This is a genomic window from Actinosynnema sp. NPDC023794 (genome assembly GCF_040639675.1).
Lineage (GTDB): Bacteria > Actinomycetota > Actinomycetes > Mycobacteriales > Pseudonocardiaceae > Actinosynnema > Actinosynnema luteola.
Genome location: NZ_JBFAFR010000009.1, coordinates 151909 through 172132, shown reverse-complemented (window position 1 = coordinate 172132; position 20224 = coordinate 151909). Strand labels below are relative to the sequence as shown.

The 20224-nt window shown below is 71.0% G+C and carries 16 protein-coding genes; 13 read left to right on the top strand and 3 right to left on the bottom strand.

Annotated elements, in window-relative coordinates; genetic code table 11:
• Positions 1–3: 3 nt before the first annotated feature.
• On the top strand, positions 4–165 hold the full coding sequence (locus AB0H12_RS21100; protein WP_499624564.1) for a hypothetical protein: 162 nt from the start codon (positions 4–6) through the stop codon (positions 163–165).
• Between the two features lie 179 nt (positions 166–344).
• On the opposite strand, the gene AB0H12_RS21095 is transcribed toward AB0H12_RS21100, so the two are convergent.
• A complete protein-coding gene (locus AB0H12_RS21095; RefSeq protein WP_499624563.1) occupies positions 345–1514 on the bottom strand; it encodes an RtcB family protein in 1170 nt (389 codons plus the stop codon).
• Positions 1515–1632: 118 nt separating this feature from the next.
• Here AB0H12_RS21095 and ligA point away from each other — a divergent pair, with 118 nt between their 5' ends.
• Positions 1633–3624 carry an NAD-dependent DNA ligase LigA gene (gene ligA / locus AB0H12_RS21090; RefSeq protein WP_499624562.1) on the top strand — a complete coding sequence of 664 codons (1992 nt, stop codon included), beginning with the start codon at positions 1633–1635 and terminating at the stop codon, positions 3622–3624.
• Between the two features lie 91 nt (positions 3625–3715).
• Here the strand turns inward: ligA and AB0H12_RS21085 are convergent, their stop codons facing one another.
• Positions 3716–4261 (bottom strand): GrpB family protein, encoded by a 546-nt coding sequence (locus AB0H12_RS21085; protein WP_499624561.1) that lies wholly within the window; start codon positions 4259–4261, stop codon positions 3716–3718.
• Between the two features lie 211 nt (positions 4262–4472).
• Here AB0H12_RS21085 and AB0H12_RS21080 point away from each other — a divergent pair, with 211 nt between their 5' ends.
• From AB0H12_RS21080 to AB0H12_RS21050, 7 genes are all read left to right on the top strand, one after another.
• Positions 4473–5267, top strand: coding sequence for a TIGR03084 family metal-binding protein (locus tag AB0H12_RS21080; protein WP_499624560.1), 795 nt, complete (start codon positions 4473–4475; stop codon positions 5265–5267).
• A 752-nt stretch (positions 5268–6019) separates the two neighbouring features.
• On the top strand, positions 6020–6370 hold the full coding sequence (locus tag AB0H12_RS21075) for a hypothetical protein (protein WP_499624559.1): 351 nt from the start codon (positions 6020–6022) through the stop codon (positions 6368–6370).
• Between the two features lie 4 nt (positions 6371–6374).
• On the top strand, positions 6375–7364 hold the full coding sequence (locus tag AB0H12_RS21070) for a DUF1702 family protein (RefSeq protein WP_499624558.1): 990 nt from the start codon (positions 6375–6377) through the stop codon (positions 7362–7364).
• Positions 7365–7473: 109 nt separating this feature from the next.
• Positions 7474–8460 carry a DUF1702 family protein gene (locus AB0H12_RS21065; protein ID WP_499624557.1) on the top strand — a complete coding sequence of 329 codons (987 nt, stop codon included), beginning with the start codon at positions 7474–7476 and terminating at the stop codon, positions 8458–8460.
• Positions 8457–10397, top strand: coding sequence for a CRTAC1 family protein (locus AB0H12_RS21060; protein ID WP_499624556.1), 1941 nt, complete (start codon positions 8457–8459; stop codon positions 10395–10397). Before AB0H12_RS21065 ends, AB0H12_RS21060 begins: the two co-directional genes overlap by 4 nt.
• Positions 10398–10402: 5 nt before the next feature.
• On the top strand, positions 10403–11419 hold the full coding sequence (locus tag AB0H12_RS21055; protein WP_499624555.1) for an enediyne biosynthesis protein: 1017 nt from the start codon (positions 10403–10405) through the stop codon (positions 11417–11419).
• A complete protein-coding gene (locus tag AB0H12_RS21050; RefSeq protein ID WP_499624554.1) occupies positions 11416–12780 on the top strand; it encodes a cytochrome P450 in 1365 nt (454 codons plus the stop codon). The genes AB0H12_RS21055 and AB0H12_RS21050 overlap by 4 nt, the downstream gene beginning before the upstream one ends.
• Before the next feature lie 99 nt (positions 12781–12879).
• Here AB0H12_RS21050 and AB0H12_RS21045 read toward each other — a convergent pair whose 3' ends face one another.
• Complete coding sequence (locus tag AB0H12_RS21045; protein WP_499624553.1) at positions 12880–13608, bottom strand: helix-turn-helix transcriptional regulator; 729 nt, start codon at positions 13606–13608, stop codon at positions 12880–12882.
• Between the two features lie 690 nt (positions 13609–14298).
• Between AB0H12_RS21045 and AB0H12_RS21040 the strand changes: the two genes are divergently transcribed.
• The 4 genes from AB0H12_RS21040 to AB0H12_RS21025 all read left to right on the top strand — a co-directional run bounded on the left by AB0H12_RS21040 (position 14299) and on the right by AB0H12_RS21025 (position 19935).
• Positions 14299–14829 (top strand): DUF5987 family protein, encoded by a 531-nt coding sequence (locus AB0H12_RS21040; protein WP_499624552.1) that lies wholly within the window; start codon positions 14299–14301, stop codon positions 14827–14829.
• A 52-nt stretch (positions 14830–14881) separates the two neighbouring features.
• Positions 14882–16543 (top strand): FAD-dependent oxidoreductase, encoded by a 1662-nt coding sequence (locus AB0H12_RS21035; RefSeq protein ID WP_499624551.1) that lies wholly within the window; start codon positions 14882–14884, stop codon positions 16541–16543.
• Positions 16544–17363: 820 nt separating this feature from the next.
• Positions 17364–18341: a carboxymuconolactone decarboxylase family protein gene (locus tag AB0H12_RS21030; RefSeq protein WP_499624550.1), complete on the top strand. Its 978-nt coding sequence runs from the start codon at positions 17364–17366 to the stop codon at positions 18339–18341.
• A 1-nt stretch (position 18342) separates the two neighbouring features.
• Entirely contained in the window at positions 18343–19935 is a 1593-nt protein-coding gene (locus tag AB0H12_RS21025) for a DHA2 family efflux MFS transporter permease subunit (protein ID WP_499624549.1), read from the top strand.
• The last annotated feature ends 289 nt before the right edge of the window (positions 19936–20224 follow it).

Here is a 20224-nt window from a genome sequence, read left to right as displayed (position 1 = left end):
GCCATGATCTTCGGCACGATCCGACGCACGTCCTTCTACCTGGCACGACACCTCAAGTCCCGCCCATTGCAGTTGGCCGTCGCGGTGACCTTCGTGATCCTCGGGTGGCCCAACGTCATCTACGAGTTCCCGTTCTTCGGCGCGACCGACTCGCCTGCCGCATAGCACGCGACGCCACCGTTCCGGCATCACTCATCTGGGGAAGGTTCGAGCCATGTCGAGGTTATCCATCGATTCCGAGAGACCCACGACGACCGGGGTGCGCCCGAGTACCGGCAGCCCGAAAACCGGTCAGGCCCCGTGACGGACGCGGGGCAGGCGGATGAGCCCGCCTGCCCCGCCGGTCAATCGCCCTTCACGTTGACGATCTGGCGCAACGTGTGGCGCACTTCGACCAAATCCCGCGCGTCGCGCATGACGACGTCGATGTCCTTGTACGCCGCCGGGATCTCGTCGATGAACGCGTCGGTGTCGCGGTACTCGATGCCGACCATCGCCTTGCGCAGGTCGTCCCGGCCGAACGCCCGGCGCGCGGCCGAGCGGGAGTACTCACGGCCGGCGCCGTGCGGCGAGGAGTTCAGCGCGACGGGGTTGCCCTTGCCGACCACGACGTACGACGCGGTGCCCATAGAGCCCGGGATGAGGCCCGCCCGGCCCTTCTCGGCGTTGATGGCGCCCTTGCGGGACAGCCACACCTCCTTGCCGAAGTGGGTCTCCTGCTCCGTGTAATTGTGATGGCAGTTCACGACTTCCCGGCGCTCCACGTCACGGCCGGTCCAGTCGGCCACGCAGGCGACCACCCGGTCCATCATCTCCTCGCGGTTGGACCACGCGAAGTCCTGGGCCCAGCGCATCTCCCGGATGTAGTGCCAGAACTCGTCCTCGCCCTGGACCAGGTACGCCAGGTCCGGGTCGGGCAGGTCGATCCACCGGCGCTCGCACTGCTGGTGCGCGACCCGGATGTGCTTCTGGGCGATCTTGTTGCCCACGCCGCGCGACCCGGAGTGCAGGAACAGCCACACCCGCCCGGTCTCGTCCAGCGTGACCTCGATGAAGTGGTTGCCGCTGCCGAGGGTGCCGAGCTGCAGCTCCCAGTTGCCCGCGTAGGAACCGGGGTCGAAGCCGGCCTCCTCCGCGCGGCGGGCGAGCACGTCGACGCGTTCACGCGCGGTGTCCGTCAGCCGGGTGTTGTACTTCCCGGCGGACAGCGGCACGGCGTTCTCGATCGCCTCGCGCAGCGGGGCGAGCGGGCGCGCGCGGAAGTCGTCCCCGGTGAACTGGGTGCGCACGGCGATCATGCCGCAGCCGATGTCGACGCCGACGGCGGCCGGGATGATCGCGCCCAGGGTGGGGATGACGCTGCCGACCGTGGCGCCCTTCCCGAGGTGCGCGTCGGGCATGAGCGCCAGGTGCGGGAAGATGAACGGCATCCGCGCGGCCTTCTCGGCCTGCTCGCGGGTGCCCGGGTCCAGGATGGACGCCCAGTTCACCAGTCGCTTGCTGATCTGCTCCACGGTTCTCCTCTGCTCGACGCAGAAGCTAGGCCTGATCGGGCGGTTCCGCGACCGAATTCACGCTGGTCCGGGGCCGCCGGCAGCCGGATTGTCGGTGGTCGCCGGTAACTTGTGGGCCGTGAACGCTCGGGAACGCATCCAGGAACTCGCCGACCAGGTCGTCGTGCTGCGCGACGCCTACTACCGCGGCTCGCCGCTGGTGGCGGACGCGGAGTACGACGCGATCGAGGACGAGTTGCGCGGGCTGATCGAGGCGAACCCGGAGCTGGCGCCCGACCCGAACCCGCTGGAGCAGGTGGGCGCGCCCGCCGTGCTGCACGCTCCGGTCCGGCACTCCCGGCCGATGCTGTCGCTGGAGAAGGCGACCAGGCCCGAGCAGGTCGCGGCGTTCTTCGACCGCTTCCCGGGCCAGCCGGTGGTGGTCATGCCGAAGCTGGACGGGCTGTCGCTGGCGGTGGTCTACGAGAACGGGCGGCTGGCCCGTGCGATCACCCGCGGTGACGGTACGACGGGTGACGACGTGACGCCGCTGGTGCGCGCCCTGGTCGACGGCGTGCCGGAGCTCCTCGACGCGCCGGGCCGGGTCGAGGTGCGCGGCGAGGCGGTGATGCTGCGGTCCACGTTCGCCGCCTACAACACCGCGCACCCGGACAAGCCGCTGATCAACCCGCGCAACGCCGCCGCGGGCACCCTGCGGGCGAAGGACGCGGCCACGGTCGCGGAGCGCCGGCTGCAGTTCTTCGCCTTCGACCTGGACACCTCCGAGGGCGGCGCCGCGGCCGACCTGGAGCGCGGGCTGCGCGCGCTCGGGTTCGACGTCGCCGACATGCGGCACTGCGACGACGCGGACGCGGCGCAGGCGGTGATCTCCGAGATCGAGACGCGGCGCAACGACCTGGACTACGACCTGGACGGCGCGGTGCTGCGGCTGGCGAACCGGGACGCCTTCGCCGCCGCCGGCACCCGGTCGAGCTCGCCGCGCGGCGCGTTGGCGTTCAAGTTCGCCGCCGAGGAGAAGACCACGGTGCTGCTCGACGTGGTCTGGGACGTCGGCAAGACGGGCAAGATCGCCCCGGTGGCGCACCTGGAGCCGGTGTTCGTGGGCGGCACGACCGTCACCCGCGCGACGCTGGCCAACCAGGAGGTCATCCGGGCGCGCGGCATCAGGATCGGCGACACCGTGCTGATCCGCAGAGCCGGCGACGTGATCCCGTTCGTCGCGGGTGTGCTCGACGAGTCCAAGCGCACGGGCGCGGAGCGGGAGATCGTGCCGCCGTCCGAGTGCCCGTCGTGCGGGCAGCCGTTGACCGAGCAGGGCAACAGCCGCGAGCTGTTCTGCACCAACGTCGCCTGCCCCGCGCAGACCGTGCGGCGGTTGATCCACTGGGCGTCGCGGGCGGCGGCGGACATCGAGGCGGTCGGCCCGGTGTGGATCGAGCGGCTCGCCGAGGCCGGGCTGCTGGAGCACCCGTCGGACCTCTACACCCTGACCAAGGAGCAGTTGCTGGAGTTCGACCGCATCGGCGAGACCTCCGCGACCCGCATGATCGACTCGATCGCCGCCAGCCGCGCCGTGGGCCTGCGCCGGGCGTTGATCGGGCTCGCCATCCCGATGGCCTCGGAAGGCACCGCGACCCGCCTGTGCCGGGCGGGGTTCGGCTCACTGGAGGAGGTCGCCGACGCGGGCGAGGAACGCCTGGTGGCCGTCGAGGACATCGGCCCCAAGGTCGCCGCGTCGCTGACCGAGCACCTCGCCCGGCTGCGGCCCGAACTCGAACGGCTGCGGCAGCACGGCGTGTCCCTGGACGTGCGGGAGGAGGACCTGCCGCCCGTCGTGGCGTCGGACGCGCCGTTGGCGGGCAAGACGGTGGTGATCACCGGCGCGATCAGCGACCCCCGGTCCGGCGAGAAGGTGCCCCGCCCCACCTTCCAGAGGCTCTGCGAGAAGGCCGGCGCCACCACCGCGACCTCGGTCTCGGCCAGCACCGACTACCTGATCACCGGGGCGGACGTCGGGGCGAGCAAGATCGCCAAGGCGGAGAAGCTCGGCGTCGAGGTCGTCGACCAGGGCGAGATCTGGCAGCAGCTCATCGCCGCCGGCGTCGCCTGAGCCGGACGGGTGGTCGGTCCGCGGGCCGGGTCTGCGCCCGTGTTCGTCGGCACTGCGGAGGGGTGCGGTTTCGGCTTCGCGCTGCCGGAGTTCACCGCTTCTCCCACACGGGTTCCGGTGGCAGGCCGAGTTGTGCGCGAGCGCGGTCGGTGAGCTCCTGCACCAGCGCCGTCTTCGCCCGCGCATACTCACCCGATGCGGTGCCGGCGACGACGATCGCCCGCTTGAGCTGCGCGTATCGGGCCGCGTCCTCGGGATGGGCACGCAGGTGGTCCCGGAAGATCCGCTGGTTCCGGGTGGGCCAACTCTCCAGGCTCACCACGTGCAGGACATGGCTTCGGATCCCGCTGTCCGCGCGGACGTACAGCAGCCGGTCGGTCATCCCGTTGTCGTGCGGGTGGAAGCCGAGGCAGGCGAACGCCGCCTGGTGGGATCGAGCGTGCGTGAGGTCGTCGACGGCGGCCATCAGGTCGATGACGGGCTTCGCCGCCAGTCCCGGGACGGCGGTGGAGCCGATGTGCTCGATCTCCACGAACAGCCCGGGCGCCGCTGCCAGGAGAGCGTCGATCGCGGTAGCGGCCTGTCGCGGCCAGTCGGGGTCGTAGTCGGCCACGTGGATGCTGCTGGGCTCCGACACAGCCGCCATCCTGCGTCAACGCACGCTGCGATGTCCACCGAACTGTCACCTCGCCCGCCGTGATCCCGGCCGCCCGCCCTCGGGGGCACGGGCATCCCGGCCGATCCCGAACCGACCGCCGGGCGGGGGCTTAGAGCACGCCGTGAGAAGACTTCCGCTGTCCGCTGCGGCATCGTCAGAGCTCAGCCAACTCGAGCGAAGGACATGCGCAATGGACGTGATCACGGCGCTCCGGGCCACGGGCGACGACTTCGACCGGATGATCGCCGACCTCGACGACTCCGCGTGGTCGCTGCCGACGCCGTCGCCCGGCTGGACGGTCAAGCACCAGGTGGCGCACCTGACCGCGATTTTCGCCATGGCGGGCCTCGCGGCGTCCGACGGCGCCCGGTTCCAGGCGATGATGGCGGGGTTGTCCCCCGACTTCAACGCCAACGTGGACGCCGCGATGGCGCCGCACCTCGCGCTCGACACCCCCGAACTCGTGGAGCGCTGGAGCCAGACCAAGGCGCGGGCGATCGACGCGCTGGCCGCCGTGCCGGCCGACACCACGGTGCCGTGGCTGGTGAACCCGCTGCCGCCGGCGGTGCTGGCCAGCGCGGGCATGATGGAGCTGTTCGGGCACGGCCAGGACGTAGCCGATGCCCTCGGCGTGCCCCGGAAGTGGGACGACCGACTCGGTTTCCTGGTCGGTTTCGCGGTGCGCACCAAGGACTTCGGTTACCTGGCGCGCGGCGAGGAGCCGCCGACGGACGAGTTCCGGTTCGAGATCACCGCACCGTCCGGCACGGTGTGGTCCTACGGCCCCGAGGACGCCGCCCAGCGCGTCACCGGCTCGGCGGAGGACTTCTGCCTGCTGGTGACCCGGCGGCGGCACCACTCCGACTTGGACGTGCGGGCGGAGGGCGAGCTCGCCGAGCAGTGGCTGGACATCGCCCAGGCGTACCGCGGTCCGGCCGGTGAGGGCCGCAAGCCCGGCCAGTTCACGCTGTCCAACGTGGACTGACGCACCCGCGGCCCGGAGCTCCCCGGGGGAGCTCCGGGCCGCCACGCACCGCGCGCGGGACGACGCCGGCCACGTCGAACGGCGCGATCGGGTCCCGGATGCCGCCGGCTCGTCGGACTCCACGAGCGGCGGCTTTCGACGTTCTGCGCCACCGAACGGCTCGGTGCCCAGCGTGCTCGCCGCCGGCCGACGGGAGTGTCCCGACCGACCACCGCGACGGCACCACTCGGCGGGATGCGCGAGGGCCACGACGGTCGCGCCAGGTCGACGGACCGGCCCACCAGCGCACCGCGGACAGCGCCCGACCGGTCCACCTCCCGCACCGCGCACGTGCCCCCGGTGTGGCCGAGGTCGCGAATCGGGCCGAAGTGCCGCCACCGCCTTCGCGCCACCACGCCGGGCCCCGCGGACGGCGGTTTCCACGTCATCCGGGCCGCCCCTCGGAAAAACACCGAGCAGTTTCCGACAATGGAACCGGTGCGCCTGAGAATGCGGCACACGACCCAGCCCGCCCCGGCTCGGACGACGTCACGCCGGGCGATTCGCGGTCCGGCCGCCACGTCCCACAACGGTGTCGTTCCCGTTGTCGGCACACCGCGCAACGGCCACGACGGGTCGACCACTCGATTCGCCACGAAGTCCGCATGTTCGGAGAAGGTTTCAGCGACGCCCGGACCGATCCTGGGAACGCCCGACCCCCGGCAGCGAGTACGACCACGCGACTCACCGATATCCTCGGCAAGGAGCCACGGATGGCCCACATCGGCGCCGACGAAGCGCCCCGAAAGGGAGCCGACCCCGCTGCCGGGGCCGAGCCGGTGGCCGCCTCGACACTCCTCGACGGTCATTTTCCACGTCGCCGCGACACAATCGGCCCACGCGGCCACCCGGGCGGGATCGCGCTCGTCGACGCCCGACCGGGCCACTTCGCGGACCCCGTGACCGACGACACCGTGACCGACGACACCGCGCTCGACGTCGTGCGGGACCCATTCCGGAAGGTCTCGCACGCGGGCGCCCACCACAGCTCGACCTCGCGGGGCACCGCGATCGCCGTCCGGACCGAGGGCACGAGGAAATCCCAAGACGCACTGGGGGTCTAGCACCATGTCGACAACGCTGGGATCGCTGCGCAGGCTCGTGATGGCGCCTTCGTTGCAGGAGGTGACGCTCGGCGCGCGCGGTTTCCCCGGCGCGTCGTCGGAGTACGCACCCAAGCTGGACGCCATCCCGCAGTCGGTCGTCTGCGGTTTCGAGTGGGGAATCGACTCGCGCGACCAGGACGAGATCGTGCGCCGGCTCGGGTTCGTCGAGCCCGAGCTGCGCGGTTTCGCCTACGAGGGCGCGACGATGGCGTTCACCATCCGCGACGTGATGGGCCGGGGCACGCGGGCGCGCGACCTGCTCAACGGACCGGGCGCGGAGCACCTGTTCGTCGCCTACATCGGCATCGGGTTCGCCATGAACCACCTGCCGCGCGCGCTGTGGCGCAAGGTCGTGCCGGACCTGGCCGGGTCGCCCTACCACCCGACGATGACGTGGCTCGCGGTCGACGGCTACGGCTTCGACCTGGCCTACTTCCACAGCCGCAAGTGGGTCGACGAGCAGCGCGTGCCCCCGGCCTACCCGTGGCAGGGCAGGCCCGACTACTTCCCGCGCGCCATCGACCAGGGCATCGGCCGGGCGCTGTGGTTCATCCACGGCGCCCAGAGCGAGGAGGTCGCGCGGGCGCTCGGCCGGTTCGACCCCGCTCGGCACGCCGACCTGTGGAGCGGTGTCGGCCTGGCGGCGACGTTCGCGGGCGGTGGCACGCCCGACGAGCTGGCCACGCTGCCCGCCGCCGCGGGCGAGCACCGCCCGGAGCTGGCACTGGGCTCGGTCTTCGCGGTGAAAGCCCGGATCCACGCCGGATTCGTCCCCGCGCACAGCGCCACCGCCATCGAAACGCTCGCGGAGATCACCCCCGAGGCCGCGTCGGAACTCGCCGACGCCACCGCGGTCGCACCCGACACCGAGGGCGCGGTACCGCCGTACGAGGTGTGGCGCAGCAGGATTCGTGCGCATTTCGCCGCAATTCGGACACACCCCGCCGCATGATCGAAGGTTTACCGGCGCGGATCCGCAAGCCTGAAGTAGCCGCGCCGAGTGCCGCGCTGCAACTATTTTCCCGTTCCTGTCCGGTTGATCGTCGCCCGACGTTGGGGGGATGAATGTGAGTGCCCTGCGCGCCTTGCGGCGCCGATTACTGACTCCGAAGATATCCGACACGTTGATGGAGACCCGCGGGTTCAGGGTCAAGAACGAGGCCGGCAAAGAATTGCTGGAGACCGTCGGCCGGATGTTCATCGAGGGATACGCCGCCGCGGTCGAGGCCCGCCACCCGCGGGATGCCGAGGAAGCACTCGAAAGGCTGCCGACGAGGTTCAAGGGTTTCGCCTACGAGGGCGCCGGAATGGGTCTCGCGGTCCTGGACGGAATGCCCTTCGGCCACTCCCGGCACGTCGAGCAGTTCCTGGAGGGGCGCGGCGGCGACCACGTCTACATGATCTACGTCGGGATCGGCTGGGCGATGGCCCGGCTGCCGCGGTTCCGGTGGCCCGCCGACTCGACGACGGACCCGCTGCTGCGCTGGCTGGTACTGGACGGCTACGGCTTCCACCAGGCCTACTTCCACACCGACAAGTACGTGCACGGCCAGTACGTCGACCGCGACTTCCCGTGGCCCGCCTCAGGACCGCGGGACTACACGAGCCGCGCGCTGGACCAGGGCATCGGTCGCGCGATGTGGTTCGTCGGCGGCACCGACCCCGAGTACGTCGCGGACCTCATCGACGGGTTCGCCGAGCACCGCCGTGAAGACCTGTACTCCGGCGCGGGCTTGGCCGCCACCTACGCGGGCGGCGTCACCGAGGACGAGCTGCTGATGTTCCGGGAACGGTCCGGGCAGCACGCCGGGATGGTCGCGCAGGCCAGCGCGTTCGCCGCCGAGGCACGCGCGAAGGCGGGAACGATGGTTCCCCACACCGGGTTGGCCACCCGGGTGTTCTGCGGCATGGAGCCCGAGGACGCCGCGCGGATCACGCAGGACGTGCGTCCCGCGCCGCCGATCGTCGACGGCGCCGTGCCCGCGTTCGAGACGTGGCGGCAACGCATCGCCGCACAGTTCGTCCACCAGGAAGGAGTCGGTACGTGAGCGCCACCACCGGCTGGCTGGGCAGGCAACTCCCCGGAATCATCGCGCTGGTACTGGTGGCCGCCACCTTCTCGGTGGCGAGCCATCCCGAGTCGTCGGCGGCCGAGAAGCAGGAGCTGGCGTCGGGCTTCGGGTTCGCGCCCGAGAACATCGCCCTGCCCGGCGGCTACACCCAGCAGACGATCCGCAAGGTCAACAAGGACTACAAGCACATCGACGCGTGGATCTCGTCGGTCGGCTCCGCCATCGCCATGAACGACCTCGACGGCGACGGGCTGTCCAACGACATCTGCTTCGTGGACGTGCGCATCGACCAGGTGATCATCACCCCCGCGCCGGAGGCCGGGAAGACGCCGCGGTACGCGCCGTTCGCGCTGAGCTCCGGCAGCCTGCCGGTGAACGACGTGATGGCGCCGATGGGCTGCGTCCCCGGTGACTTCAACGAAGACGGCGCGATGGACCTGCTGGTCTACCTGTGGGGCCGCACGCCGATCCTGCACCTGGCCAAGTCCGGCGAGGACGAGTTGACCGCCGACTCGTTCCAGGCCACCGAACTGGTGCCGGGCGCGTCGAGCGGGCGCTACGCCGGGCCGGAGTGGAACACCAACTCCGCCACCGTGGCCGACTTCGACGGCGACGGGCACGACGACATCTTCATCGGCAACTACTTCCCGCACGGTCCCGTGCTCGACCCGAGCAAGGACACCGGCGTGCAGATGAACGCCTCGATGTCCGCCGCGCTCAACGGTGGCGAGGACTACATCTTCGAGTGGACCGGCGGCACGGCGGGCGCCAACCCGACCGCCGGCTTCAAGCAGCACGACAACGCGATCCCGCACGACGCGTCCAAGGGCTGGGCCCTGGCGTCGAGCTCCAACGACGTCGACGGCGACCTGCTGCCCGAGCTGTACGTGGCGCACGACTTCGGTCCGGACCGCTTGCTGCACAACCGGTCCACCCCCGGCAAGTTCGAGTTCGCGATGGTCGAGGGCACGCTCACGCCGTTCGAGCCGAAGTCCAAGAACGTCGGTATCGACTCGTTCAAGGGGATGGGCGTCGACTTCGGCGACCTCAACGCGGACGGCATCTACGACATGTACGTCAGCAACATCACCACCTCGTTCGGCATCGAGGAGAGCCACTTCGCGTTCATGAGCACCGGTGCGGACGTGAAGTCGGCCATGCGCGAGGGCGAGGCGCCGTGGGAGGACGAGAGCGGGCCGCTGCTGCTGGCCTGGTCCGGCTGGGGCTGGGACGTGAAGCTGTCCGACTTCGACAACAGCGGTGAGCTGGAAGTCGCCCAGGCGACCGGGTTCGTGAAGGGCGAGGTCAACCGCTGGCCCCAGCTGCAGGAGCTGGCGACGGCGAACGACGCGCTGCTGGCCGACCCGATGTGGTGGCCGGTCGTCACCGCCGGCGACGACGTGGGTGGCAGCCAGCGGTTCCACCTGTTCGTCAAGAACGCCGAGGGCCGCTACGACAACCTCTCGCCGATGCTGGGCCTGGACATCCCCGTGCCCACCCGCGGCATCGCGACCGGTGACGTGGACGGCGACGGCCGGCTCGACATGGCGATCTCCCGGCAGTGGGAGGACCCGGTGTTCTACCACAACACCGGCAAGTCCTCCAACGAGTTCCTCGGCCTGCGCCTGACCCACGAGCAGGACGGCGACGACACCGTCGGCTCCCCCGTGATCGGCGCGCAGGTGACGATCAAGACCGCCGACGGGCGCACCCAGATCAACCGGGTCGACGGCGGCAGCGGCCACTCCGGCAAGCGCAGCCACGAGGTCCACTTCGGACTCGGCGAGCAGTCCGGACCGGTCGACGTGCACATCAAGTGGCGCGACCGCGACGGTTCGACCCACGAACAAGACCTGACACTGTCCGCGGGCTGGCACGACCTGCAGCTCGGCGACCAGGCCAAGGAGAAGTGACGGACATGGCTGAGACGAAACCGAGCGCGCCTCGGCACGATCCCAAGGTGGTCACCGCCCTACGGCGGTTCGCCATCTCGATCACTATCTTCAACATCGTCGGCTACACGATCCTCGGGTTCGAGCAGCCGTGGCTGTGGCCGTTCATCGCGCTGGCCACCGGCTACATCGTGGAGATCTTCCTCGAGATCGTGGGCGCCAGGCAGGAGGGCCGCCCGCCGCGGTTCGCCGGCAACGGGTTCCGAGGGCTCATGGAGTTCCTCTACCCGGCGCACATCACGAGCCTCGCGATGAACATGCTCATCTACGTCAACGACAACGTGTGGGCCCTGATCTTCGGCGTCACCGTCGCCGTCGGCGCGAAGTGGGTGCTGCGGGTCCCGGTGCGCGGCCGGATGCGGCACTACATGAACCCGTCGAACTTCGGCATCGCGGTGATCCTGCTGGTGTTCCCGTGGGCGTCCATCGCGCCGCCCTACCACTTCACCGAGCACGTCGGGACGTTCGTCGACTGGTTGATCCCGGCGCTGATCCTCCTCGGCGGCACCATGCTCAACGGCATGCTGACCGGCCGGTTGTGGCTGATCATGGCGTGGATCATCGGGTTCGTGCTCCAGGCGGTGGTCCGCGGCTTCCTGCTGGACGTCTCGATCCCCGCGGGCCTGGGCATGATGTCCGGTGTCGCCTTCGTGCTGTTCACCAACTACATGGTGACCGACCCGGGCACCAGCCCGTCGCGACCGCTGTCGCAGGTGGCGTTCGGCGGCGGTGTGGCGGCGGTGTACGGCGTGCTGATGGGCATGTCGATCCCCTACGGCATCTTCTTCGCCACGGCGATCGTGTGCCTCATCCGCGGCGGCTTCCTGTGGGCGCTGCACATCGTGGACAAGTCGCGTGCCGAGGCCGCGGCCCAGCAGAAGGCGATGGCGGCAGCCGAGCAGCCGCCCGTCGAGCAGGCCGCCGGCGACCCCGCCCTCAACGGGAACGGCGCGCAGAAGAAGACGGAGGTCGTGCCGACATGACCGGGACCGCGGCCGGCGTCCGTCGGACTCCTCCGGGACCTCCGCGCAGCGCGACTCTGGGCCTGCTCAAGAAGTTGGTCGGTGACCGGTTGGCGCTGATGACGTCGGCCGCGGACCAGTACGGCGACGCCGTCCGGATGGCCATCGGGCCCAAGACGCTGTACTTCTTCAACCACCCCGAGCACGCCAAGCACGTCCTGGCGGACAACGCGGCCAACTACCACAAGGGTATCGGCCTGGTGCACGCCCGCCGCGCACTCGGCGACGGGCTGCTCACCAGCGAGGGCGAGCTGTGGCGCAAGCAGCGCAAGGCGACCCAGCCCGCGTTCCAGCACAAGCGGATCGCGCAGCAGGCGGGTGCGGTGGCCGAGTCGGCGGGCAGGCTCGTCGACCGGCTCCGCGCCGGGCTCAACGGCACGCCGCTGAACCTGATGGAGGAGATGACCGGCCTGACGCTGGACGTCCTCGGCCGGACGCTCTTATCGGAGGACCTGTCGGAGTTCGAGCACGTCGGGCACGCCTTCGAGGCCGTGCAGGACCAGGCGATGTTCGAGATGGTGTCGATGAGCGCGGTGCCCATGTGGGTGCCGCTCCCCCACCAGCTGCGGTTCCGCAAGGCGCGCAAGGAGCTGCGCCGGGTCGTCGACGAGTTGGCGGCCCGGCGGGTGGCCAACGGCCACGCCGACGGCGACGACGTGCTCTCGCGCGTGATGGCGTCGACCGCCGAGGAGGCCGACCCCGCGTTCGGCAGGCAGCGGCTGCACGACGAGCTGGTGACGGTGATGCTGGCCGGGCACGAGACGACGGCCAGCACGCTGGGCTGGACGTTCCACCTGCTGGATCGGCACCCGGAGATCAAGGAGCGGGTCCGCGCCGAGGCGCAGTCCGTGCTCGGCGACCGGATGCCGACGTACGAGGACCTGCACGGCCTTCGCTACACGTCGATGGTCGTGGAGGAGGTCATGCGGCTGTACCCGCCGGTGTGGATCCTGCCCCGTGCGGCGCAGGCCGACGACGAGGTGGGCGGCTACTTCGTGCCGAAGGGCGCGGACGTGCTGATCTGCCCGTACACCCTGCACCGGCACCCGGCGTTCTGGGACGAGCCCGACCGGTTCGACCCGGAGCGGTTCAACCCGGCCACCACGCACAACCGGCCTCGCTACGCCTACATCCCCTTCGGCGCCGGGCCCCGGTTCTGCGTCGGCAACCACCTGGGGATGATGGAGGCGACGTTCACCATCGCCATGATCGCCCGTGAGCTGGACCTGCGCACGGTGCCCGATTTCGAGGTGGTGCCCGAGCCGATGCTGTCGCTGAGGATTCGGGGCGGTCTGCCGATGACCGTGCACGCCGTCGCGTAACACCCCCGCACACAGTCAGGGCCGCCCCGGAAGATCGGGGCGGCCCTGATGTCGTGTCCGTGTCGGTTGTGCTCGGTCGCGGCGGTGCGCCCAGCCCTTTCAGGAGGCGGCACCCGCCCCCAGCGCGACCGTGCGCACGTCCAGCAGCGCCAGCAGGACCGGTGGGTCCAGGACGCAACTGGGGCGCAGGGCGAGGTCGGCGTGCCGGACCGGCACACCGGGTCGGATGGTGATCGGGCCGGACGAGGCGACCGCCAGCGCCTGGTCGTCGGCGAACGGGCCGTCGACCAGCATCGACTCACGACCCAGCGCCACGGAGTGCGCGAGCAGGTGCCACGTCCCCGTCGGGACCGAGGTGAGCGTGTAGGGACCCGGGCGGCTGAGCACGGAGCACCTGATCGGCGCGCCCTGCGGGATGCCGTCCGGGAAGAGGCCGATGAAGATCAGCCCTGGTGTGCCGCAGGCCGGGGCGAAGATCTCGCCCTGCACGGTGGCCGTGCGCGTGTTCCCCGCACGCCGTGCCATCGGGATGTGCGGTGCGAAGCCGCCCAACTGGCGGTAGGTCGTCGGCGAGACGCCGACGCTGGTGCGGAAACGGGAGCTGAACGTGCCGACGCTCGTGTAGCCGACCCGGTGGCTGATGTCGGTCACGGTCAGCGACGTGGACACCAGCAGGCGCTTGGCTTCCTGTAATCGGACGGCGGCCAGGAACCGACCCGGCGACACACCGGTCACCCGCTGGAAGGCCCGCGAGAAGTGGAACTTGCTGTAATTCGCGGTGCGCGCCATGTCGTCGAGGGTGAATTGGTCGCCTATGTTCTCGTGCATGAAGTCGATTACTCGGCCCACTGCTCGCTCGAGCACTTCGCCCACTACGACCCCCATATCGTAGAGATTGCCGACAGAGGTGGAACGCCAACTCCGACCACGGCCGGCCCACCGGCGAGGGAGATAGGGCCGCAGTCCATCGGGTTCCGATGGCGCGAAGCCTTCGGTGAACCCCCAGAAATCCCCAGTCGTCACCCTGATTCTTGCAAACTACATGGCCCCCACAGCCTGCGCAAGGCTCGCGAACGACCTCCGCATGATCGCCGACGGGACATCGGAACGATCTTCGTCACAGCACGTTTCAAGGCACTACGGGGCACTGGATGCATAAGCACCCCGGGCGGCGATTGGGTGAACATCCCATCATCTGCCGCGTCGGCGAACGCACAGGGTCGCCCCAGTAGCCCCGTCAGCCGATCCGGCACACCTCCCGACGGGCGCACGACGCGTGACGCCATCGGCCCAGCAGGCGCGGGCAAGTGCCCTAGCGACATTATCAAGGCAACCACGGAGAAGCATCTTTTAGTGCCCCGGTCGGACCATGGTGAGAACGACGGGGCGACAGCTTCGGCGCATTCCAGGAGTCGGCCGCACGATGTCTTCGGGTGTCCGGTCGACCCATTCTTCGCCAACCCGGAGGAAGGATCACCCGTGCAATTGGACACCGCACCGGATCGCGCCGTACGGACCATGACACTGGAGGCGTTCGCGGACACCATCGTGCCGGGGGCGAAGCGCTCGCCGGACGACCGCGCCATCGCGGGAGCCAGCGAGGGTGGCGGCGCGGTGGTCGCCGGCGCCGTCGATCTCCTGGAGACACCGGCCGCCGGCGTCGCGGAGGGGCTGGACAGCCTCACCCAGATGCTCAACGGGCACGCCCGCGACTACGCGGCCGAGCACGGCCTGGAGCTGGACGAGGACGTGCCGCCGTTCGTGGCGCTGGCGTTCGAGCACCGGACCGCGCTCGTCGCCCGGCTCGTCGCGCCCGGCCACCCGGAGAAGGACGGCTGGGTGGCGTTGACGCTGTTCAGCAACATGGCCTTCGACACCGGCGCGCACATGCACACGCTCGACGCCATCGCCGCGGGACACCCCGGTCTGAAGGCGATGAAGTTCTCCATGCCGGACGCCGACGGCCTCTGGCGGTTCCCCGCCTTCACGTACGGCAGGGCGCTCGCACGCAAGCACCCGGACACCACGCCGTCCGGGAACCCCGCCTGAACCCGTCCGCAACGTTCTGCCGCGCCCGTCAGGCCCGGCGATTGGAGTTTCCATGACGAGCACAGAGAGCACCGACGTCCTCATCGTCGGCAGCGGGTTCGGTGGCGCCATCGCCGCCTACCACCTCGCCGCGGGCGGCGCCAAGGTCACGGTGCTGGAACGAGGCCCCTGGCTCGAGGGCAAGGACTTCGAGCACGACTACCTGATGGGCTCCTCGTACACGCGGATCTTCGACTTCGTCGTCGGCAACGGCATGAGCCTGCTCGGCGGCAACTGCGTCGGCGGCGGCAGCGTCGTGTACTTCGCGGCGATGCCCCGCGCGCCGCGGTTCGTCTTCGAGCGCAAGGGCAGCATCGGTCGGCGCATGTGGCCCGGCGCCATCAACCGCGACACGCTCGACCCCTGGTACGACAAGGTCAGCGAGGCGCTGCCGGTCACCAAGCAGGACTGGGACCAGGTGAGCTACTCGGGCGGCCTGTTCGCCGCGGCCTGCGACCACGCCGGCCGCACGGCCAACCCGGTGCCGGTCGCCATCGACACCGAGCTGTGCACCAACTGCAACTGGATGATGGCCGGCTGCAAGTTCGACGCCAAGCGGTCCCTGCTGCTCAACTACCTGCCCGCGGCGATCGCGCACGGCGCGGAGATCCGGCCGATGCACGAGGTGCAGAAGCTGGTCCGCACGGCGGACGGCGGCTACCGCGTCAGCTACAACGTCATCCACGACGTCGACTACCGGGTGAGCATCGGCCAGGGCGAGATCGAGGCCAAGATCGTGATCCTGGCCGCGGGCGCGGGCGCCACGCCGGTGATCCTCCAGCGCTCGGAGGACACGCTCGGCAAGATGCCGCACGCCGTCGGCCGGTACTTCTCCGGCAACGGCGAGCGGTTGAACACGGCGATCATCGACGAGGACAAGGCCCGCGACCTGCTCGGCCTGTCGCGCGAGGACGACCTGTCCTACGCGGCGAACCAGATCGGCAAGGGCCCGACCGTCGCGAGCTGGGACAACCTGGACCCCTCGCTGCCGGAGTACTCGCGGTTCTGCCTGGAGCAGCTGTACTTCCCGCCCGGCTTCGGCACCATCCTGGCGCAGACCCCGGACGCGCTGCCCGGGACGCCCACGTGGTTCGGCGCGGAGAAGAAGAAGATCGTCGAGAAGTGGCAGTCCTGGTTGACGATCTTCTCGATGACCGAGGACGACAACGAGGGCGTGTTCGGCGCGCCCCCGCCCACCGGCAACTCGGTCCGCATCTCGCAGCAGATGCTGGGTCGGGGGCCGATCACCTACAACCCGACCGAGAACACCCTGTTCGGCTGGCGGCAGGCGGACGCGGCGGTCAAGTCGATCATGGAGAAGGACGGCCTGTCGAAGGTCATGCCGTGGACCAACGACGTGGTGGGCGCGTACACGGTCCACCCGCTGGCGTCCTGCCGCATCGGCGACGACCCGGAGACCTCCGCGCTGGACGACCGGCACGAGCTGCGCGGGCACCCGGGCATCTTCGTGACCGACGGCGCGGCCGTGCCGGGCGCCCTGACGGTGAACCCGGCGCTGACCATCGCCGCGTTGGCCGAGCGCGCGATGCCGGGCATCGTGCGGGCGCTGCAGGAGCGCGGGGTGGACGTGAAGTACGGCGCCCCGTCGCCGGACGGCGAGACCGCCGGTCGGCGTGGTGTGAAGAACCTGCTGCCGGACCTGGTGCACGACTGAGTTGCCGGTCGTACCCGGCCGCGAGGGACTCCCTCGCGGCCGGGTACCGCTGTGCCCGGGTCCGATCCCGCCGCCGCCCACGGCCTTCCCACGTCCGATGATCACGCGATCCGGTCGTGGCGCGAGCACGTCGCCCGCGCGACCGGCCATCGTCGCAAGGGCCACCCGGCCCGCCCGTCTCCGCACGTGCGCAGCCGACGAGTCGGCAAACGTCCGAGCAGTCCGGAAGAAGGTTTCCGGGGTGATCGGCGAGAGCATCTACGCGTGACCACACCGCGCATGGACACCGCGCGGCGCCAGGCGCTCACCGCCTCGGCGTCGTCCGTCGTCGCGCTCGACGCGGTGGTGGCAGATCGGTGCGGCGCCGGGCGACCGGTTCGGGCGTCGGCGCGTCCTCGTCGTCGGACCGGCCCCGTGCGCGTCGCCGTTCCTGCTCACCCGACACCTGCAGGAGGTGCTCGGCCGCGGTCCGCTGAGCGCCGGACCCCGCCTGGCGCCGTCGACCGCCACGCTCGTGGTCCGCACGCCGGGCCCCGCGATGGCGTGGCCGGTCCTGATCACCGCGTCCACCACCTCGCGTTGCCGCCACCGGCGAGCGGTGTGGGCCTGTCGACGGCGGTGCCGGCCGTGCACCGGTCGATCACCGGCGCGGTCGCAACCCGGTCGTCGGTGGTCCGCACCGCGCGTCCCGAGCGGCTCGTCCGGCATCGCGGCGCCGGGCGTGGTGTTCGGCGGCCCGCGCTCCCCCGCCGGGCCAGGGGCGCCGGGCGCGGCGCGTCCGGCGCCGACCGTGAAACTCACACCAGCTAGGGAGATTCCGATGGGCAGGATCGTCCGCACCGCGCTGCGCCGTTCCCTGAAGCAGATCCGTCACGTCGAGCCGGTGAAGCCGAGCGCGGCGACCGGCCTGGTGGAGGTCGTGTACTCCGACGTCGAGGCCGACTTCGGCATGCTCGCGCCGCCGGTCGCGCTGCACTCCCCCGCGCCCGTCGCCCTGGCCGCCGCCTGGTCGCTGCTGCGCGAGACGCTGGTGGCGTCGGGGCACGCGTCGCGCGCGGCGAAGGAGGCGGTCGCGGCGGCCGTGTCGCGCTCGAACACCTGCCCCTACTGCGTCTCCATCCACACCGCGACCCTCGAAGAGCTCACCCCCACCACGTTCGCGGACGTCGAGGCGTGGGCGAGCGGGTCCGGTCCGGTGCGGCCGTTCCCGGCGGAGCAGCTGCCCGAGCTGCTCGGCGTCGTGGTGGCGTTCCACTACCTCAACCGCGTGGTGAACGTCTTCCTCGGCGACTCGCCGCTGCCGGCCAACGCGCCCGCGCCCGCGCGCAGGTTCCTGGGGAAGTTCATGGGCACGAGCGCGCGCAAGGACTACCCGCCGGGCCGGTCGCTGCGGCTGCTGGCGGAAGCGCCGCAGCCGGACGACCTCGCCTGGTCGTCCGCGAACCCGGTCATCGCCGACGCGCTCGGCCGGATCGCGGCGGCGTTCGACGCCGGTGGCGAGCGGGCGTTGTCGCAGCCCGCGCGGGACCTGGTGCTCGACCGGATCGCCGCGTGGGACGGCACGCCACCGGGCTTGAGCCGCGCCTGGGTCACCGAGGCGGTGGCCGGCCTGCCCGCCGAGGACCGGCCGGGCGCGACCCTGGCGCTGCTCGTGGCGATCGCGTCCTACCAGGTCGACGACGACACCGTGGCCGCGTTCGGCGGGGACGACCGGCGGCTGGTCGAGCTGGTGTCCTGGGCCGGCTTCGCGGCTGCCCGGCGGATGGCGGGGCTGCTGCACCGCGCGACGGAGGTGTGAGGTGCAGCGACCGTGGCGGGCGCTGGTGGTCCTGTGCCTGGCGAACTTCCTGATCCTGCTCGACACCACCATCGTCAACACCGCCGCGCCGGACATCATGTCGAGCATCGACGCGGGCATCGACGAGGTGCTGTGGGTGCTCAACGGCTACCTGCTGGCGTTCGCGTCGCTGCTGATCGTGTTCGGCCGGGTCGGTGACCTGGTCGGGCCCCGGGCGGTGTTCGTCGCCGGCCTCGCCGTCTTCACCGTCGCGTCGGTCCTCTGTGGACTGGCCACGTCGCCGGGTCTGCTCATCGGGGCGCGGGTGTTGCAGGGCGTCGGCGCGGCGGCGCTGACACCGCAGGCGTTGACGTTGATCTCCGGCATCTTCCCCGCGGAGCGGCGGGGAGCGGCGTTCGGGATCTTCACCGCGGTCGCGGGTGTCGCGGCGGTGAGCGGGCCGACGGTGGGCGGCTTCGTCGTCACGGCGTTCGGCTGGCAGGCGGTGTTCCTGCTCAACATCCCGTTCGGCGTGCTCGGCGTGGTGCTGGCGCTGAAGTTCGTGCCGGACCTGCGCGCCGGGCGACCGCACCGGTTCGACGTGGTCGGCGTCGTCCTCGCCACCGGCGCGCTCCTGGCTCTGGTCTACGCGTTGGTCGAGGGGCAGCGGCACGACTGGGGCGTGATCACGGGTGTGGTGAGCATCCCGGCTGTGCTCGTCCTGAGTGCGGTGCTGGGGGTCGCGTTCGTGCTCTGGGAACGGCGACAGCGCGAGGCGCTGGTGCCGCTGGACCTGTTCCGCGACCGCAACTACTCCATCGCCACCGGCATCACGCTCATCTCGTCGTTCGCGGTGTACGGGTTGATGCTGGTGTTCGTGATCGAGACGCAGACCCTGCTCGGCATGAGCCCGCTGATGTCCGGGGTGACGGCACTGCCGTGGACGATCCTGCTGAGCGCCGTGGCGCCGGTCGGCGGGCGGCTGGCCGACCGGATCGGGGGCCGGCTGCCCCTGACCGTCGGCATGGTGCTCTTCGCGGCCGGCGTCCTCGGGGTGGCGTTCGTGCCCGACGCCACGTCGACGCCCGTCACGTTCGTCGTGCCGATGCTGCTCATCGGCGTCGGCATGGGACTCGCGCTGGCACCCGCCACCACCGAGGCCATGCGCGGCATCCCACCCGAACGCGCGGGCACCGCCTCCGGTGTGCTCAACACCGCCCGGCAGACAGGGGCCGCGCTCGGTGCGGCGGTCGTGGGCGCGGTGCTGCAGAACCGGCTCGTGGCGGCGCTGAGGGAGGAGACCGCGGCGCTGTCCACCCGGCTGCCCGAGCAGGTCCGGCCCCGGTTCCTCGACGCGTTCGAGGAGGCCGCCGCGCACGGGCTGCGGCTCGGCGCCGGCCAGCAGGGCGGGGTGGAAGTCCCCGCCGACCTCCCGCCGGACCAGGCGGAGCTGTTCGGGGCCCTGGCGCGGGAGGCGTTCGGCGCCGCCTTCGTGTCCGCCAGCCGTCCGGCGCTGGCCGTCGCGGCGGGCGCCATCCTGTTCGGCGGGCTGCTGGCCCTCGGGCTCAAGACCCGCGCCGCCGCGCCGGCGCCCATCTCGCCGGTTCGGGGGTGAATTCCCCGTAGCGCGGAATTGCGCCGGCCAGCCGCTCCTCGACGGTCGACGTCGAGGCGGCGGTCCAGCCGGGCTACCCGACCGACGACGAGTTCACGGGCGCCGGGCAGGACGGGTTCGGCCGGTACCAGGTGAACCAGCGCGACGCACGCGGTGCAGCGCCGCGTGGCGTTCCCGCACCCGGCGATGTCGCGGCCGGACCTGACCGCGGAGACCAACGTCGAGGTGCACCGGGTGGGTTTCGACGGCGACCGGGCGACCGGCGGCTTCTTCGGTCCGAGGACGGGTC

What these genes read in the sequence shown, in the direction of transcription:
- AB0H12_RS21035 (WP_499624551.1), top strand. Translation starts at nt 14,882, where the DNA reads ATGACGAGCACAGAGAGCACCGACGTCCTCATCGTCGGCAGCGGGTTC.
- AB0H12_RS21075 (WP_499624559.1), top strand. Translation starts at nt 6,020, where the DNA reads ATGGCCCACATCGGCGCCGACGAAGCGCCCCGAAAGGGAGCCGACCCC.
- AB0H12_RS21040 (WP_499624552.1), top strand. Translation starts at nt 14,299, where the DNA reads ATGACACTGGAGGCGTTCGCGGACACCATCGTGCCGGGGGCGAAGCGC.
- AB0H12_RS21080 (WP_499624560.1), top strand. Translation starts at nt 4,473, where the DNA reads ATGGACGTGATCACGGCGCTCCGGGCCACGGGCGACGACTTCGACCGG.
- AB0H12_RS21100 (WP_499624564.1), top strand. Translation starts at nt 4, where the DNA reads ATGATCTTCGGCACGATCCGACGCACGTCCTTCTACCTGGCACGACAC.
- AB0H12_RS21030 (WP_499624550.1), top strand. Translation starts at nt 17,364, where the DNA reads ATGGGCAGGATCGTCCGCACCGCGCTGCGCCGTTCCCTGAAGCAGATC.
- AB0H12_RS21065 (WP_499624557.1), top strand. Translation starts at nt 7,474, where the DNA reads ATGAATGTGAGTGCCCTGCGCGCCTTGCGGCGCCGATTACTGACTCCG.
- AB0H12_RS21045 (WP_499624553.1), bottom strand. Translation starts at nt 13,608, where the DNA reads ATGCACGAGAACATAGGCGACCAATTCACCCTCGACGACATGGCGCGC.
- AB0H12_RS21070 (WP_499624558.1), top strand. Translation starts at nt 6,375, where the DNA reads ATGTCGACAACGCTGGGATCGCTGCGCAGGCTCGTGATGGCGCCTTCG.
- AB0H12_RS21055 (WP_499624555.1), top strand. Translation starts at nt 10,403, where the DNA reads ATGGCTGAGACGAAACCGAGCGCGCCTCGGCACGATCCCAAGGTGGTC.
- AB0H12_RS21050 (WP_499624554.1), top strand. Translation starts at nt 11,416, where the DNA reads ATGACCGGGACCGCGGCCGGCGTCCGTCGGACTCCTCCGGGACCTCCG.